The organism is Arthrobacter sp. Soil_C_60, from assembly GCF_057656375.1.
On record NZ_JBDGKM010000003.1, the window covers coordinates 272217 to 288783 of the forward strand.

A 16567-nucleotide genomic window follows, 5' to 3' on the forward strand; every position below is an offset into this window, starting at 1 on the left:
TGAAAACGACTATTCCGTACCTTGCAAGGGGTTATCTAGACCAAAATGCTGGAAAGATTTGCATTTCTTCGCGTATCCTCAAGAAATGACTTCTACCAGCTGGCACCGTCCCGCGAAGGCCTCTGTTGAGCCAACCAACGACGGCGACATTGACTTGATCAGCCTCGGTCGCCGCGTGCGCCACTTGCGTAAGTCGCAAGGCAAGACGCTTGACGACCTGGGCGCCGCCGTCGGCACCGCACCGTCGCAGCTGTCGCTGATCGAGAACGGCAAGCGCGAGCCCAAGCTCGGCATGCTGCAGTCGCTCGCCAAGGCCCTCGAAGTCAGCATGGACCAGCTGCTGGGCACCGAACCGCCCAGCCGCCGCGCCGCCCTGGAAATCGAGCTGGAACGTGCCCAGCGCGGGCCGCTCTATCAGTCGCTCGGCCTGCCCAAAGTCCGCATCAGCTCAAGGCTGCCCATGGACGTACTCGAGTCGCTCCTGGGCCTGCAAAGCGAGCTGGAGCGTAGGCTCAACGAACAGCTCGCCACGCCGGAGGAGGCCCGCCGCGCCAACGCGGAGCTGCGGAAGAAAATGCGCGAGCAGAACAACTACTTCCCGGAGATCGAGCAGGAAGCCGAGCGGGTGCTCAAGGCCGTGGGCCACACCACCGGCCCGCTGTCCCACCACCTCGTCGCGGACATCGCGGCCCACCTGGGTTTCAGCCTGCACGACGTGTCCGACCTGCCGCATTCCACCCGTTCCGTGACGGACTTGAAGAACATGCGGATCTACCTCACGCAGTCGCAGCGCTCCGAGCACAGCACCCGTTCCATCCTCCTGCAGGCCTTGGGCCACTACGTGCTCGGCCACGAGACGCCGGAAAATTATGCCGAATTTCTCCGGCAGCGTGTCGCGACCAACTATTTTGCGGCGTCGCTGATGATGCCGGAGAAGGCCACGGTGGACTTTCTGCAGCAGGCCAAGAACGCCAAGGAACTGGCTGTGGAGGACATCCGCGACGCCTTCGCGGTTTCCTATGAAACCGCCGCGCACCGCTTCACCAACCTCGCCACCGAGCACCTAGGCATTTCCGTCCACTTCCAGAAGGTCCATGAAAGCGGCATCATCCACAAGGCCTATGAGAACGACGGCGTGAACTTCCCGTCGGATCACATCGGCGCGATCGAGGGACAAAGCATCTGCCGCTACTGGACCTCGCGCGCGGTGTTCGAAGTGCCGGACCAGTTCAGCGCCTACAACCAGTACACGGACACCTCGGTGGGAACGTTCTGGTGCACCGCCCGTACAGAGCGGTCCGCCGCCGGCAAGTTCTCGCTGAGCATCGGGGTGCCTTACGTCCACGTCAAGTGGTTCCGCGGCCGGGACACCACGGAGCGCTCCACTTCCACCTGCCCCGACGAGCAGTGCTGCCGCCGGCCACCGAAGTCGCTGCTGGACCAATGGTCGGGGCATGCCTGGCCAAGCGCCCGCGCCCAGACCCACCTGCTCGCCGCCATGCCCCAGGGCGCGTTCCCCGGCGTGGACGAGACGGAAGTGTATTCCTTCCTCGCCCAGCACTCGCCGGAGGACTGACGCCCGCCGGTTCGTGGTTTGACGGGCGGGGGCGGTGACGTACGTCATAATGGGTGCTGGTGTTTCCAACCCACACGCTCGGCTGGTAGTGATGGGCAGACACGAAGCAACGGTGCCGTCGCGCGCGGCCTGAGCCAATGGAGGCTGGATAGATGCGATACGTGGTCGGCTGTACCGAGGACGAACGCGGCCGCGAAGCCATTGCCTTGGCGCGTGCCCTGGCCCGGGCGCCCGGCGCGGAGCTCGATCTGGTGCACGTCCTCCCCGGCCCGGGGGACCAGCTCCGGTTGGCGCAGGAGCGCGAATACCAGCAGTACCTTGCCGGACAGGCCGACGCCTGGCTGGACAAGGCGCTGGCGCTCGTGCCCGCGGATGTCACCGCGCGCAAGCACATCCGGACCGCGGATTCCTTCGCGGAGGGCCTGATCGAAGCGGCGGAGGAATTCGGGGCGAGGCTGATCGTGGTCGGCGCCGCCAGCAAGGGTTTGTTCAAGCGATTCACGGTCGGGTCGGTAGCGAACGCGCTGCTGCACGCCTCCCCGGTGCCGGTAGCGCTGGCTCCCTCCGGCTACCGCCCGCCCCGCGACATCACTAGGCTGACGTGCGCGCTCGGGACCCGTCCCGGCGCCGAGACCCTGCTCGACGTGGCGGTTGAGGCGGCGGCGATGCGCCATGTCCCGCTGCGGGTGATTTCCCTGGTGACGCTCGACGCCGGATCTGGCCGGTCGGCGGCAGACGTTGAGAGCTGGGCGAAGAGCCATGCGGAGATTGCGCTGGCCAAGGCCGTGGAGGGCGTCGCCAAGCGGACGCTGGTGACGGCCGCGGTGGCCAGCGGCGACTCCATCGAGGACGCCATCGAACGGTTGGACTGGGACGAGAGCGAAGTGGTGGTGATCGGATCCAGCCGGCTCGCGGCGCGCAGCAGGATCTTCCTGGGTACGACGGCGAACAAGATGCTGCGTGCTCTGCCGGTCCCGATGGTAGTGGTGCCCCGCGATCATGTCCGGCTGGATGAGGATCCCGGGCTGCCGGCAGACAGTGATTAGCGCCGGGAACGGGGAGACGGACCGGCAGACGAAGGCGCAAGCGCAGGTATCCGCTGTCGCGTCCGCCGTCGTTCGAACGCCGATCTCCATCAACGAAGACAGCACCGCGCCGCTCTACCGGCAGCTGCGCGAGGCGCTGGAACACCAGATCATCAGCGGCGGCCTGAACCCGGAGCTGCCGCTGCCCTCCTCGCGGGAGCTGGCGCGTGAACTGGGGCTTTCCCGAAATACCGTCAACGCGGCGTACCAGGAACTGCAGGCGCAGGGCATCATCGAGCCGCACGCGCGGCGCGGGTTTTTCGTCAACCTGCAGATGCTGCAGGGCGCCGCTCCGGCTGACGGCGGCACGGCTGCTCGCGCCGAGAAGGTGGACTGGTCCCGGCATCTGGGCCGTCGCCTTGATGCCGGGATGCCGGAGATCACGAAGGTGCGCGACTGGGTCTCCTATCCGTATCCGTTTGTGGCCGGCCAGGTGGACGAGAAGGACTTTCCACGGCTCGGCTGGGCTAAGGCGCTGCGCGACGCGCTGGACCCGCCGCACCTGCACTTCAGCCTGCGCGACGGCGTCGACGAGGACGATCCGCTGCTGGTCCGGATGCTCTGCCAGCAGGTCCTGCCCGCCCGGGGCATCGAAGCCGCTCCGGAGAACGTCCTGATCACCTCGGGGTCGCAGCAGGGGCTGGACCTGCTGGCGCATACCATCATGGAGCCCGGAACGGTCGTCGGGGTGGAGGATCCGGGCTACACGGACGCCCGCCACACCTTTGTCCGCGCCGGCGCCCAGCTGCGGCCGCTGCCGGTGGACGACGCCGGCCTGGTACCGCCGGAGCGGCTGGACGGCATCGGACTGCTGTACCTCACGCCCAGCCACCACAGCCCCACCAACGTGACGCTGTCCGGCGCGCGCCGGCACCAGATCCTCGCCGACGCCCGTGCCGCCGACGCCCTGATCATCGAGGACGACTACGACAGCGAGTTCCGTTACCGCGGGAAACCGACGCCGGCACTCAAGGCGCTGCCCAACAGCGAACGCGTCATCTACCTCGGCTCCTTCACGAAGTTCCTCGCCCCGGGCCTGCGGCTGGGCTACCTGGTGGCCGACGCGGAGCTGGTGGCAGAACTGCGGAACCAGCGCCGCTACCGGCTGCGGCATATCTCCGGGCACCTGCAGCGGGCCATGGCGCTGCTCATCGAATCCGGCCAGTACCGCCGGACCATCCGACGACGGCGGACCCAGCTGCAGCGCAAATGGGCCGTCCTCACCGAGGCACTCGACGACGTGCTGCCGTGGAATGTCAACGCACCGCCGGGCGGCGTGAGCATCTGGCTACGCGGGCCCGAGGGGCTCGACTGCGTCCAGCTCGCCGAAAAGGCCCTCGAGGCTGGTGTGGTGATCGAGCGCGGCGACGTGTTCTTCGCCGATCCGCTGGCCAACCGCGAATGCTTCCGGCTCGGCTTTGCCGCCATCGACATCGCCGACATCCGGCCGGGCGTCGAACGGCTTGGCAAGGTCATCGCCGAACTGACGGAGTGAAGCCAGCGGGCTGACACTGACGGTCCGTTGCCCGGCGGACTGAGGATCGTCCTGGGCTGCGCCGCTGGTACCTGAACAATGGGGCCGGACTGGCCCTGTCCGTGGCCGATCCCCGTGACCCACAGTGTTGATACCGGGTGCGCTCCTGCGCGCCTGGGGAACCTAAGACAGATCGACTAATGCCCCCATATTCGACCCACACTTCCACCGATAAAAGGAGCAGTCATGACGGAAACACTGGCCGGCCGGCCCGCTGCGCAAACCTCTTCGCAGCCGCACCCGCAGCGCGTCGCCATCATCGATCTGGACGCCATCAGCCAGAACGTCGCGACGCTGCGATCGGTGGCCCGGTCACCGGAGCTGATGACCGTGGTGAAGGCAGACGGTTACGCCCACGGCCTGGTACCCGTGGCCCAGGCAGCGCTGGCCGGCGGCGCCACCCGTTTGGGAACGGCCGTGCTCGAAGAGGCCTTCGCCCTGCGCGACGCCGGCGTCACCGCGCCGATCTTTTCGTGGCTCGCCTCGCCGGGAACGGACTATGCCGCGGCAATCCGGCGGGACATAGAACTGGCGGCCTACGGCACGGATCAACTGGCCGAAATCGTCCAGGCGGCTCAAGATACAGGCACCCCCGCCGTCGTTCATCTGAAGGCGGATACTGGAATGTGGCGCGGCGGTGCGGCCCCCGCGGACTGGCCCGAGCTGGTGGCAGCCGCCCGGAGAGCGGAAGCGGACGGACTGGTCCGCGTGGTGGGGCTCTGGTCCCATCTGGCCTGCGTCGACGAGCCCGGACATCCGTCCCTCGCTGCCCAGCTGCGCGTCTTCGAGGAGGCCAGCGGCATTGCCCGGGCCGCCGGCCTCCGCCCGACGCTGCGGCATATCGCCAATTCGGCCGCGACGCTGTCCCTGCCGGAGAGCCATTTCGACATGGTCCGCCCCGGGATCGCGACCTACGGGATCAATCCGATTCCCGTGGAACATCGCGCCGGCATGCCGCAGCTGCGGCCGGCGATGACCCTGGCCGGAGCGATCGTCCAGACCAAGCGCGCGCCGGCCGGCTCCGGCGTCTCCTACGGCCACACCGAGATTCTGCAGCAGGAGACCACCCTCGCCGTCGTGCCCTTGGGCTATGCCGACGGCGTTTTCCGCAGCGCCAGCGGGATTGGCCAGGTGCAGGTGGGCGGCGGGCGATACCGCGTCACCGGGCGGGTCTGCATGGACCAGTTCATCATCGACGTCGGCGATGACCAGGTTGCGGCGGGGGACCGGGTGGTCCTGTTCGGCCCGGGCGACGACGGCGAGCCGAGCGCCGATGACTGGGCTGACGCGGCAGGAACCATTCCATACGAGGTGCTGACCCGCATCGCGGCGAGGGTGCCGCGGGTCTACCGGGGATCTGGTACCTAAAAAGTCATCCCATTCTGGGTCTTTGGTGGGTCCTGGCAATAGTCCAGAGTGATACACACCACACCATGATCCGGTCATGGTGGTCCGATCAGCCCAGTGCTGATGCATCGTAAAGAATTCGACTGGAGGGTCCCGTGACTAACTCAGAGAACCGCACGCTTGCCCAGCGGCACCTGTTTCCGCACTTCACCACCGGTAAGGCCTGGCGGGACCCGAACCTGCCCATCATTGTCAGCGGCGAGGGCTGCTACCTCATTGACGAGGACGGCAACCGCTTCCTGGACGGGCTGGCCGGCCTGTTCTGCGTGAACATGGGCCACGGCCGCACCGACATCCCCGCCGCCGCCACCAAGCAGATGTCCAAGCTGGCCTACTGGACCAACTGGGGCTCCGCCCACCCGGCAGCCGTCGAGGCCGCCACCACCATCGCCAGCCTGGCGCCGGGCGACCTGGACGTGACGTTCTTCGTCAACTCCGGCTCCGAGGCCGTGGAGTCCGCGATCAAGTTCGCCCGCCAGTACCACCGCAGCCAGGGCCAGCCCGAGCGGACCAAGATCATCGCCCGCAACATGGCCTACCACGGCACCACCCTGGGCGCGCTCGCCGTCACCGGCATCCCCGCTTACAAGGAAGCCTTCGGCGAGCTGATGCCCGGCGTGCGGCACGTGCCGAACACGCTCGGCGAGACCATCCCCGAGGGCGGCACCGCGGCGGACCTGCCCAGCATCCAGGCCATCCTGCAAGTCATCGAGGAAGAGGGCGCGCACACCATCGCCGCCCTGTTCGCCGAGCCGGTGCAGAACTCCCGCGGCGCGCTGGTTCCGCCGCCGGGCTACTGGCAGGAACTGCGCGCCATCTGCGACCGCTTCGGCATCCTGCTGGTCGCGGACGAGGTTATCTGCGGCTTCGGCCGGTTGGGCGAGTGGTTCGGCAGCACAAAGTACGACGTCGTTCCGGACCTGCTGACCTTCGCCAAGGGTTCCACCTCCGGCTACGCGCCGCTGGGCGGAGTCCTCATCCGCACCCCGCTGGCCAACGCGCTGCTGGATTCCCCGGCCGCCGGCATCTTCACCCACGGCGCCACCTGGGGCGGACACCCGGTATCGACGGCGGTGGCGGTGGCGAACCTCAGCGCCCTGCAGGAAGAGAACATCCCGGGCAACGTGCGCAGCCTCGAGCCGTACTTCCAGGCCGGGCTCAACCAGATCCGCGACGCGCACCGCAGCGTGCTGGAGTGGCGCGGCACCGGCTTCTTCTACGCGATCGAGCTCACCGGCGACCGCGAGACCGGACGGACCCTGACACCCGAGCAGTCCAAGGAACTCCTCGGCAGCGTGATGCCCAAGGCCATGCGCGAGGTTAACCTCATCACCCGCCCGGACAACCGCGGCGGCACCATGCTGGTGCTCTCGCCGCCACTCGTCGCCGACCAGGCCGTGCTCGATGACCTGCTGACCAAGGTGGACCACGTCATGTCCGCCACGGACAAGCATCTGGGGCTCTAGGCAATGACACCCTTCAGGATCTCCGGACCGGCGGTGGGGCGTTGCACGGCATGACCACGCAGCTGGCCGGCCGCCGGCTGGCGGAGAAGCAACCGGCGGACAACCAGCTGGCCGATGACCAGCAGCTGGCTGACAACCAGCTGCAGGCCGGCTGGGTCGCCCGCCTCGCCGGGGACAGGAACCGGGTGGTGCTTGCGGATGGGCGGGACGAGCGGGTCCTCGCCGCCGCCGCGGAGCTGGCCGGCCTGGGCATCGTGCCCGTGCTGGTCGACGAACCGGCCGAAATCCGCCGCGCTGCCGCAGCCGCTGGCGTCAGGCTACCTGCCGGCGTCGTTATCCTGGCCCCGGAGCAGGTGCGTCGCTCCGGGGCGGGGGAACTGCTCGCCGGGCGTGCGGCCGGGCGCAAACCCGGAACGGCCGAGTGTTGGCTGGCGGATCCGCTGTACCTGTCCATGGCGGCGCTGGCCGCGGGCGACGCCGATGCCTGCGTGGCCGGCGCGAACCGGCCCACCGCCGACGTACTGCGCGCGGCGTTGCGCGTGGTCGGCACGGCGGAGGGATCGGACTGCGTGAGCAGCAGCTTCCTGATGCACCTGCAGGACGGCCGGACGTTCGGCTACGGCGACTGCGCCGTGCTGCCGGAGCCCGACGCCGGGCAGCTCGCCGAGGTTGCGGTCGCCACCAGCCGGACGTTCGCGGCCCTCACCGGCGAAGAGCCGCAGGTGGCCATGCTGTCCTTCAGCACCATGGGCAGCGCCGACCATGCCAGCGTGTCCCGGGTCCGCGAGGCCACCGGCATCGTGCGGGAGCGGGAGCCGGGGCTGGCCGTCGACGGCGAACTGCAGTTCGACGCCGCCCTGCTCGAATCCGTGGCCCGCAGCAAGGCGCCGGACTCCGGCGTCGCCGGGCACGCCAACGTCTTCATCTTTCCCAATCTCGCCGCGGGCAACATCGGTTACAAGATCACCCAGCGGCTTGGCGGAGCGGCGGCCTACGGGCCGATCCTGCAGGGGCTTGCCCTGCCCGTCAACGACCTCTCCCGCGGCTGCACTGCGGCCGACGTCGTGAATGTAGCGATCATCAGCGTTTTGCAATCCCAAACCAGCGTCACCAGGCCCGGTCCTCTCGGACTGTAGCCAGCACGGGCAGAGACCTCTGCCCCTGGAGAATGAGGTTTACATGAAAGCAACAACTGAGACCGGCAACGTGGCCGGCAGCGGAGCTTCAACCGGACCGGCGGCAACCCCCGGACCCGACCAGCCCGAGCGGCTGGCCAAGACCCTCAAGCCCAGCTGGGTCTGGGCCATCGCCCTCGGCTCGGCCGTCGGCTGGGGCGCGTTCATCCTGCCCACCGACTGGATCGCCGCGGCGGGACCGGTGGGCGCGATGAGCGGCTTCCTCATCGGCGGCGGGCTGATGGTGCTGATCGCCGTCAGCTACGGCTTCCTGATCCGCAGCTTCCCCGTCTCGGGCGGCGAGCTGGCGTTCGCGCTGGTCGGCTTCGGACGGACCCACGCCTTCTTCTGCGGCTGGTTCCTGACCCTGGGCTACACCTGCATCGTGGCGCTGAACGCCTCGGCGCTGGCGCTGCTGTTCCGGAAACTGCTGCCCGGGGTGGTCCAGCAGGGCTACCTCTACACCATCGCCGGTTACGACGTGTACATGGTGGAAGTGCTCATCTCGATCACCGCGCTGGCGGTCTTCGCCTACCTGAACATCCGCGGCACGGCACTGTCCGGCCGGGTCCAGTTCATCGCCTGTGTGATCATGCTGATCGCCGTCGCCTGCATCCTCGCCGCCGTGCTGATCCACCCGAGCAGCCTGGTCAGCAACGCCGCGCCGGCCTTCCCCGAGGGTGTCTCACCGCTGACCGCCATCCTGGCGATCGTCGCCATTGCACCCTGGGCCTACATCGGTTTCGACAACGTGCCGCAGGCCGCCGAGGAGTTCGACTTCCCGCCGAGCAAGGCCATGAAGCTGATTGTGCTGGCACTGCTGGCCGCGGCCCTGCTGTACGCGGCCATGATCGCCGCCGTTGCTGTTGCCGAGCCGTGGGAAGCGCTCGTGTCCGGCCAGTCGGCCTGGGGCACGGCGGACGCGGTGACCGGTCTGCTGGGCGGTGGCGGGATGCTGCTGCTGGCCATCGGCATCACCATGGGCGTGACCACCGGCCTGAACGGCTTCTACGTTTCCGCCAGCCGCATCCTGCTGGCCATGGGCCGGGCCCAGATGGTCCCGCAGGTCTTCGCCAAGCTGCACCCGAAGCACAAGACGCCGTACGTGGGCATCCTGTTTGTCGGCGCCTTCTGCCTGGTGACCCCGTGGTTCGGCCGGGCCGCGCTGGAATGGGTGGTCAACATGTCCGCCGTCGGCGTCACCGTGGCCTACCTGTACACCTGCCTGTGCGCCTTCAAGCTCTTCCGCAGCTCCGGCTCGGCGCCCCGCCCCGGTGACCTGGAGGGCACGCGTTCGACGACGAAGAAGGTGCTCAGCATGGTCGGCGCGGTCATCTCGGTGTCCTTCATGGCATTGCTGCTGTTGCCCGGCTCGCCCGCCATGCTCGGCCCGGAGTCCATGATCGCCCTGCTGATCTGGATTGTGGTGGGAGTGGTCTTCTTCCTACTGCGGCGCAAGCACAACCGGACGCTGACTAACGAGCAGGTGGATCTGCTGGTGCTGGGCAAGCCTCGGCCGGAAGGATTCGCCATCAAGGACAAGAACGCGCAGCGGGCGCAGGGCGACACGACGTCGGTTTAGCCAACATTGCAAGGCCGGTGCGCCGCGGGCACTCCCCGCGGCGCACCGGCGGCCATGAACGGAAAGGAAAACGACTATGGTGAACACCGTGACACAGACGGTAAAGGGCGGCCCGGCCGGGAAGCAATCGCGGCTGCGCTCGCTGGCGGAGTGGCTGCGCCGGAACTGGCCCGGCCTCACTGCCTGTGCCGTTGCCGTGCCGGCGGCGTTCGCCCTGCACCTGCTGATGCCGGCCGTGCCGGTGATGACCCTGGCCGTGATCATGGGCGTGCTGGCCGCCAACTTGCCCGGCATCTCCCGCCTCACAGTCGGCCCGTGGCGGAAGGGCCTGGATTTCGCCGGCAAGCGGCTGATGCGTGCCGGGATCGTCCTGCTGGGCCTGAAGCTCAGTGTGGTGGACGTGCTGGAACTGGGCTGGGCCACGTTCGCGGTGATTGTCGCCGTCGTGCTTCTGGCCTTCGGCGGTACGTACCTGCTGGGCAAGGCCTTCCGGCTGCCGGGCGACCAGCCGCTGCTGATCGCCACCGGTTTCTCCATCTGCGGCGCCTCGGCCATCGGCGCGATGAGCGCGGTCCGCCGGTCCAAACAGCAGGACACCGTCATTCCGGTGGCGCTGGTGACCCTGTGCGGCACGCTGGCCATCGCCGTGCTGCCGCTGCTCATGCAGCCGCTGGGCCTGGGTCCGCTGGCCTTCGGCCAGTGGGTGGGTGCTTCAGTGCACGACGTCGGCCAGGTGGTTGCCACCGCGCAGACCGCGGGAACCGCTGCGCTCGCCGTCGCCATCGTCATCAAGCTGACCCGCGTGCTCACGCTGGCGCCCATGGTGGCCGTCACCGGCATTATCAGCCGCCGCAGCCATAAGGGGACCGCCGGCTCCGAGCACCTGAAGCTGCCGCCAATCGTGCCGGCCTTCATCCTCGGGTTCGTCGCGCTGGTGGCCGTGCGCTCCCTGCTGCCGGTGCCCGAGGGCGTGCTGGAGGCGGCGACCATTGTCCAGGACGTGCTGCTGGCCGCCGCGCTCTTCGGGCTGGGCTCGGCCGTGCGCATGCGCGAACTGTTCAGCTCCCGCGGCAGCGCCGTGCTGATGGCGCTGTGTTCCTGGGCGCTGATCGCCGGCCTGGCCTACGGCGGGATCCTGCTGCTGCAGTAAGCTTCTTTCGCCGAGCAACATTCTGGAAGGAAGCAATGACCGTCCCCACCCCAGCCACCCCGCAGGTCCACGCCGAAGAGGACGTCGACCGGTACGACGCCGGTTACCGCACTTGGCTGGCCGAGGCGCTGGCGAAGGTCCAGGCGGACGCCAACCGCTCTTCCGACACGCATTTGCTTGCCGTGCCGCTGCCGGAACAGTGGGGCGTGGACCTGTACCTGAAGGACGAGTCCACCCATCCCACCGGCTCGCTGAAGCACCGGCTGGCCAGATCCCTGTTCCTACACGCCCTGTGCAACGGCTGGATCAGGCCGGGCAAGCCGGTCATCGAAGCCTCCAGCGGCTCCACCGCGATCTCCGAGGCGTACTTCGCGCGCCTCATCGGCGTCCCTTTCATCGCGGTCATGGCCCGGTCCACCAGCCAGCAGAAGGTCCAGCTCATTGAGTTCTACGGGGGCCAGTGCCACTTCGTGGAGAACCCGAACGAGGTGTACGAGGCGGCCGCGGCCCTGGCCCGGCAAACCGGCGGCCACTACATGGACCAGTTCACCTACGCCGAGCGGGCCACCGACTGGCGGGGCAACAACAACATCGCCGAATCAATCTTCGACCAGATGTCGCAGGAGCGGCACCCGGAGCCTGCCTGGATCGTCGCTACCGCCGGCACCGGCGGCACCTCCGCCACGCTCGCCCGCTACATCCGTTACACCGGGCGGGCCACCGGCATCTGCGTGGCCGACCCGGAAAACTCGGCGTTCTTCCCGGCCTGGCGGGAGCAGGACGCCAGCGTCACCACGGCCACCGGTTCCCGCATCGAAGGGATCGGCCGCCAGCGCGTCGAAGCCAGCTTCATCGGGTCCGCTATCGACCGGATGATGCGCGTGCCCGACGCCGCGGCCATGGCCTCCATCCGCCTGCTGGCAGAACTGCTGGGCCGGCGGACCGGCGCGTCGACCGGAACGGGCCTGTGGTCGGCGTTCCGGATCATCTCCGACATGATCAGCACCGGCCAGCAGGGCAGCGTCGTGTCGTTGATCTGCGACCCGGGGGACAGATACCTCGACAAGTACTACTCCGATGAATGGCTCGCGGAGAACAAGATCGACGTCGGACCGTACTACCGCCGGTTGGAAACTTTCATGAACACAGGCACCCTGTCGTGAAGTCGCCTGGTTTTACTCGTCAATGACTAGCCGGTAGCAGCCCTCGTGTTCTCAGCACTGGCATGAACGCTCGGCTCGATCACGTCCTTATCCTGGTCGAAGAACCGGCTGGCCACCGCCAACAGAAAGTGCCGGGGCAGGCTGTCCGGCCTGAAACGGCTACCAGACCGGACGCCGTTGCGACAGCACCGGCCTGCGCCCCGTTGGCCCGTAGGGAGCTGCCTGTCGTCCTGCCTGAAACTTGAGGAAGGCCTGCGGGAAACTTGAGAAAGTCAAGGCACAGTAGGTCTAAGAGCAATTCCCGGCGATGAATCCGGCAGCCGGAGCCGAAACCGAAGGAACCGTAACGCAGAAGGCGCAGGAACCGTCATGAACCACCCAGCCACTCTTAATCCGGCCCTCACCACCCCGGACACCGTAGCCGGAATGCCTGATTTCCATGCGCTGGGCCTAGCCGGAAGCATCAACCTCCTCACCACCGGTCTGCGCGAAAACGGTACCTCCATTGAATGGCAGACCCCGCATCACGGGATGGAGATCAACACAAGTACGGCTGCCCTGCTCTACCGGGCCGCGGCCCAGGTTCTCGATGCCATCCTCGCCCGCGCCACAGCCACGCACGTAACCGTCCGCCTGGCGGCCGTGTACCACGGCATCCGTCTGACCATCGAGGACAGCGCCGGCCCCGTTCCCGCCGGGCAGCCGGCAACAATGGGACAGGCGCTGCTCACGGCCGTGGACCTTGCCGGCGGCAGCATCGGCACCGGCTTCGGTTCCCCCTCCACAAACCAGGTCAGCATTACGCTGCCGCTGGACTGACCCGGCCCCAGCAGGCTGGACACTGCCTGCCCTCCTTCAATGTCACCGGCAGCTCCTGGCCCAGCGGGGTGGCGTTCCTCAGCCTTTTCGGGGCCGGGGCAAGCGCATGCGGGTGCGCGCCAAGCCGTCCAAGGAGGCCCGCCGGGCCCTTGCGGCGCGAGGGAGGTTAGCGCCCCGGACGTGCGGCCCACACGGTGCGGCTTCCGCACATCGACAGGTCCGTGCGTCTGGTCAGGGACTGCGGGCCGTGGGGATCAAGCAACTGGTCGATGGTGGCAAGGTCCTCCGCTGACAGGGTGTCTCCCAGGCTGGTGCGCATCCTGGAGAGGAACGTCTGGGCGTTGTGCGCAATCAGTTCCCGGTTTTCATTCGTGTCGTAAGTAAAGGTGCGCTGTTCGGCGATCTCCATTCCAGCTTCCCGGATGGCCGGAGCCCAATCCGGGTGCGCGTTCCAGCCAGCAAGCGCCACAGCATCGTGGAGGCGCTGTTCGAGCCCCGGGGCGCCGAATCCAAGGTCATCGGGCAGGTGGCGCGGCAAAGTATCCATTTCCACGACCACCAGCAGGCCCCCCGGTGCCAGCGTTTTGCTGATCTGGCTCAAGATGTTGGCCGGGTCGCTCATGTGGTGCATTGAGGATGCCGCCCAAATCAGGTCGATGTCGGCAAGGTCGGGCCATGTGGCATCGAGGTCCACTTGAAGGGTGGAAACCCGATCCGACACCTGGTTTTTCTCAACCGTCGAGGCCAGGTGAGCGAGCATGAACTCGGACTGATCGACTGCCACGACGCTGGCCTGGGGAAAGGTTCGCGTCAGGCCTAGGGTTCCGGTGCCCGTTCCCGCGCCCAGGTCCACAATGGTCCCCGGAGCCGTCTGGTGTTTGGCGGTCCAATCGAAGATCTCCTGCAGATGCTCGTGTAGCAGCAGGGCATCGAGGTCCAGCGTTTCGGCCAGGCCCGGTTCGTGCGACTGATGGTGCTCGTTGTGCCGGCCCTGCTGGCGACCGTGGTGGCGTCCGCGTGAATGCTCAGTTGTCATGGATCAAGCGTAACCAAGGGATGCTCCAGTGGCATACACTCTTGCGTATGACGCAAGAACTTTCAATGGATACTGTTATTCGCCAACGCATCAAGGGCTTGCGACTGGCCAAGGGCTGGTCTCTGGACGCACTTGCCGCACGCTGCTTCCTAAGTCCATCCACACTGAGCCGCATTGAAACAGGACACCGCAGGATTGCCCTGGACCAGCTGGTACCTCTGGCCAAGGCGCTTGGCACCACACTTGACCAGCTGGTCGAGCCCACATCGGACGAGGACGTCGTCATCCGCCCCGAGCCCGAACACCAACAAGGGTTGACCAGCTGGCTGCTCTCACGCGAGCACTCGGCGAACGGCACCATCGTGGCCAAGATGCGCATCACGCCCGAACGCTCCATAGCCGACATTGACCGGAGCGTGCATCCAGGCCGCGAGTGGTTCACCGTTTTGTCGGGAACCGTCAGCCTGCTGCTCGGGGACCGCACCATTCTGGTGCACGAGGGGCAGGCCGCCGAGTTCTCCACCATGGTCCCGCACCATGTTGCTGCCCACGACGGGCCGGTGGAGATCCTGAGCATCTTCGACCACGGCGGAGAACGCGCACATCTTCACCCTCCGGAGCGATTGAGCTAAGAATGCCTGTCGACTCCCGCGAGACGAATGGTTTGGGAGGGACATGATTTGAGGGAATCGACATCGAGACAGCAGCAAGACTTCTGCCACCGTCCGCCGGATTTTCCCCGACCGGACACGGAAGAGCTGCGCAGGCGACTTTGGACGCCTAATGCAGTCGCCTTCGGAAAACGACAGAACCGTGAGAGTTCGTCCACGTCCGGTGATTCTCGTAACTATGTCTCGAAATCTTCGTAGTGAATCGGTGTGTTCGCCGTTAGTTACGAGACACCTCGGAGCAGTCTAGGAGCTGGGTGGCGACTAAGGTCTCGAGGGTTCCTGGAAGAGGAACCCGAGCGGTAACGATTTTGGGCCGGCATACTCAGAACATTGCAGGATCCACGGCCAAGCTCGCTGCAGAGTTGATGCTTGCAAAGGATGTTTAGGGCAGACTGGTGGCGTGAGCGGAATCCCCTGGGTGCTGCACGTCGATCTCGACCAGTTCATCGCTGCGGTCGAAGTGCTCCGGCGGCCGGAGCTTGCGGGCAAACCGATCATTGTCGGCGGCCGGGGCGACCCAACGGAACGAGCCGTGGTGTCGACTGCATCCTACGAAGCCAGAGCGTTCGGCGTCGGGTCCGGCATGCCCTTGCGCATTGCGGCCCGGAAAGTTCCCGACGCTGTGATTCTGCCTGTCGACCAGGAGGCTTACCTCGCTGCCTCTGAAACGGTGATGGCTACCCTGCGGGCGCAACCCGGCGCCACCGTGCAGGTGCTGGGGTGGGATGAAGCCTTTGTCGGCACGGAGACCGACGAGCCGGAAGCTTACGCCCGGCAGGTGCAGGCCGCAGTCCTTGAGCGAACACAGTTGCATTGCAGTGTGGGCATCGGCGACACCCTGGTCCGGGCCAAGGTCGCCACCGGTTTCGGCAAGCCGGCCGGAGTCTTTCGCCTTACCGCCAAAAACTGGCTCGATGTGATGGGCGGCCGCCCCACCAAGGACCTGTGGGGCATCGGTACCAAAGTGTCGGGTCGGCTGGCCAAACTCGGCATCAACACCGTCGCCGAGCTCGCCGCGGCCGACCCCCAAGACCTGGTCCCCGAGTTCGGCCCGAAGATGGGTCCTTGGTACGCGGAACTTGGACGCGGGGACGGGGCAAGCGTTGTGGACGACACCCCGTGGGTTGCCCGCGGCCATAGTCGGGAGACCACCTTCCAGCGTGACCTGACCGTGCCCGCCCAGGTGGACGACGCCGTGAGGGAGCTGACAGCGCACGTACTCGAGGATGTGGTGGCCGAAGGACGGCCTGTCGTAGGCCTGACCCTCAAGGTTCGCTACGCGCCGTTCTTCACCAAGACCCATGCGAAAAAGATCCCGGAGACCTTCGACCGGGACGACATCCTCGCGCGGGTCCTGGACCTCGCCGCCGCAATAGAACCGGGCCGGCCCATTCGGCTCCTGGGCCTGCGCGCCGAAATGACGATGCCCGACGACGCCCGAAAGGGGCATACGCCGACGCGCGGCGGCTGGTGAAGTTACAGGACGAACTGGGCTATGAGTTGCGAGAGCCCCTGGACATTGACGTTTCCCTTGAACTCGAGGCGGACCTTGCCAAGGCCGCTGAACCACAGGTCAAGCTCGCCGTCGAGGTCGAACGTACCGGCAGTTTCCACGGAGAACGCCTGGACCTTCGAATAAGGCAGCGAGGTAAAGTCGCGCTTCTTGCCCGTCATACCCTGGATGTTAACGGCGATCAAGCGCTTGTCGGTGAAGACCACGAAATCGCGGATGCCACGAAAAGCGGCAATCGCATTTTCGCCCTGAATGAGCAGCGGTTGGATGTCGCCGAAGAAGTCCTGCATGTTGGCTGCTTGAAGTTTGAAGAGCGAGCCGTTAGCGAAGTCGATCATGAGGTTTCTCCCGTAAAAGTCAGCGTTTGAGTGGAATTAGACATGGCTACTG

General features: G+C 66.7%; 14 protein-coding genes. 12 read left to right on the forward strand and 2 right to left on the reverse strand.

Going from position 1 to position 16567, the window contains the following annotated elements; all coding sequences use genetic code 11:
- Positions 1 to 58: 58 nt before the first annotated feature.
- The 10 genes from AC3A4M_RS08085 (at position 59) to AC3A4M_RS08130 (ending at position 12957) form a co-directional block, all read left to right on the forward strand.
- Positions 59 to 1576, forward strand: a complete 1518-nt coding sequence (locus tag AC3A4M_RS08085) for a helix-turn-helix domain-containing protein (RefSeq protein WP_498735105.1) — start codon at positions 59 to 61, stop codon at positions 1574 to 1576.
- Positions 1577 to 1728: 152 nt separating this feature from the next.
- Positions 1729 to 2622 (forward strand): universal stress protein, encoded by an 894-nt coding sequence (locus AC3A4M_RS08090; protein WP_498735106.1) that lies wholly within the window; start codon positions 1729 to 1731, stop codon positions 2620 to 2622.
- Positions 2576 to 4156: a MocR-like pyridoxine biosynthesis transcription factor PdxR gene (gene pdxR, locus AC3A4M_RS08095; protein WP_498735107.1), complete on the forward strand. Its 1581-nt coding sequence runs from the start codon at positions 2576 to 2578 to the stop codon at positions 4154 to 4156. The genes AC3A4M_RS08090 and pdxR overlap by 47 nt, the downstream gene beginning before the upstream one ends.
- A gap of 225 nt (positions 4157 to 4381) precedes the next feature.
- A complete protein-coding gene (gene alr / locus AC3A4M_RS08100) occupies positions 4382 to 5563 on the forward strand; it encodes an alanine racemase (RefSeq protein ID WP_498735109.1) in 1182 nt (393 codons plus the stop codon).
- A gap of 134 nt (positions 5564 to 5697) precedes the next feature.
- Positions 5698 to 7068, forward strand: a complete 1371-nt coding sequence (locus tag AC3A4M_RS08105) for an aspartate aminotransferase family protein (protein WP_498735111.1) — start codon at positions 5698 to 5700, stop codon at positions 7066 to 7068.
- 50 nt (positions 7069 to 7118) lie between these two features.
- Positions 7119 to 8204, forward strand: coding sequence for a phosphate acetyltransferase (gene pta, locus AC3A4M_RS08110; RefSeq protein WP_498735112.1), 1086 nt, complete (start codon positions 7119 to 7121; stop codon positions 8202 to 8204).
- 43 nt (positions 8205 to 8247) lie between these two features.
- The gene (locus AC3A4M_RS08115; RefSeq protein ID WP_498735114.1) at positions 8248 to 9825 is read left to right on the forward strand and encodes an APC family permease; all 1578 of its coding nucleotides are present in this window, start codon (positions 8248 to 8250) and stop codon (positions 9823 to 9825) included.
- Positions 9826 to 9901: 76 nt separating this feature from the next.
- Positions 9902 to 10975, forward strand: coding sequence for a YeiH family protein (locus AC3A4M_RS08120; RefSeq protein WP_498735115.1), 1074 nt, complete (start codon positions 9902 to 9904; stop codon positions 10973 to 10975).
- Positions 10976 to 11010: 35 nt separating this feature from the next.
- The gene (locus AC3A4M_RS08125) at positions 11011 to 12138 is read left to right on the forward strand and encodes a PLP-dependent cysteine synthase family protein (protein ID WP_498735116.1); all 1128 of its coding nucleotides are present in this window, start codon (positions 11011 to 11013) and stop codon (positions 12136 to 12138) included.
- A gap of 369 nt (positions 12139 to 12507) precedes the next feature.
- Positions 12508 to 12957, forward strand: a complete 450-nt coding sequence (locus tag AC3A4M_RS08130; RefSeq protein WP_498735117.1) for a sensor histidine kinase — start codon at positions 12508 to 12510, stop codon at positions 12955 to 12957.
- A 166-nt stretch (positions 12958 to 13123) separates the two neighbouring features.
- On the opposite strand, the gene AC3A4M_RS08135 is transcribed toward AC3A4M_RS08130, so the two are convergent.
- The gene (locus tag AC3A4M_RS08135; RefSeq protein ID WP_498735118.1) at positions 13124 to 13993 is read right to left on the reverse strand and encodes a class I SAM-dependent methyltransferase; all 870 of its coding nucleotides are present in this window, start codon (positions 13991 to 13993) and stop codon (positions 13124 to 13126) included.
- A gap of 65 nt (positions 13994 to 14058) precedes the next feature.
- Here AC3A4M_RS08135 and AC3A4M_RS08140 point away from each other — a divergent pair, with 65 nt between their 5' ends.
- Complete coding sequence (locus AC3A4M_RS08140; protein WP_498735119.1) at positions 14059 to 14625, forward strand: helix-turn-helix domain-containing protein; 567 nt, start codon at positions 14059 to 14061, stop codon at positions 14623 to 14625.
- Between the two features lie 439 nt (positions 14626 to 15064).
- On the forward strand, positions 15065 to 16138 hold the full coding sequence (locus AC3A4M_RS08145) for a DNA polymerase IV (protein WP_498735120.1): 1074 nt from the start codon (positions 15065 to 15067) through the stop codon (positions 16136 to 16138).
- Positions 16139 to 16140: 2 nt separating this feature from the next.
- Here the strand turns inward: AC3A4M_RS08145 and AC3A4M_RS08150 are convergent, their stop codons facing one another.
- Positions 16141 to 16515 (reverse strand): PH domain-containing protein, encoded by a 375-nt coding sequence (locus AC3A4M_RS08150; RefSeq protein WP_498735122.1) that lies wholly within the window; start codon positions 16513 to 16515, stop codon positions 16141 to 16143.
- Positions 16516 to 16567 lie beyond the last annotated feature (52 nt).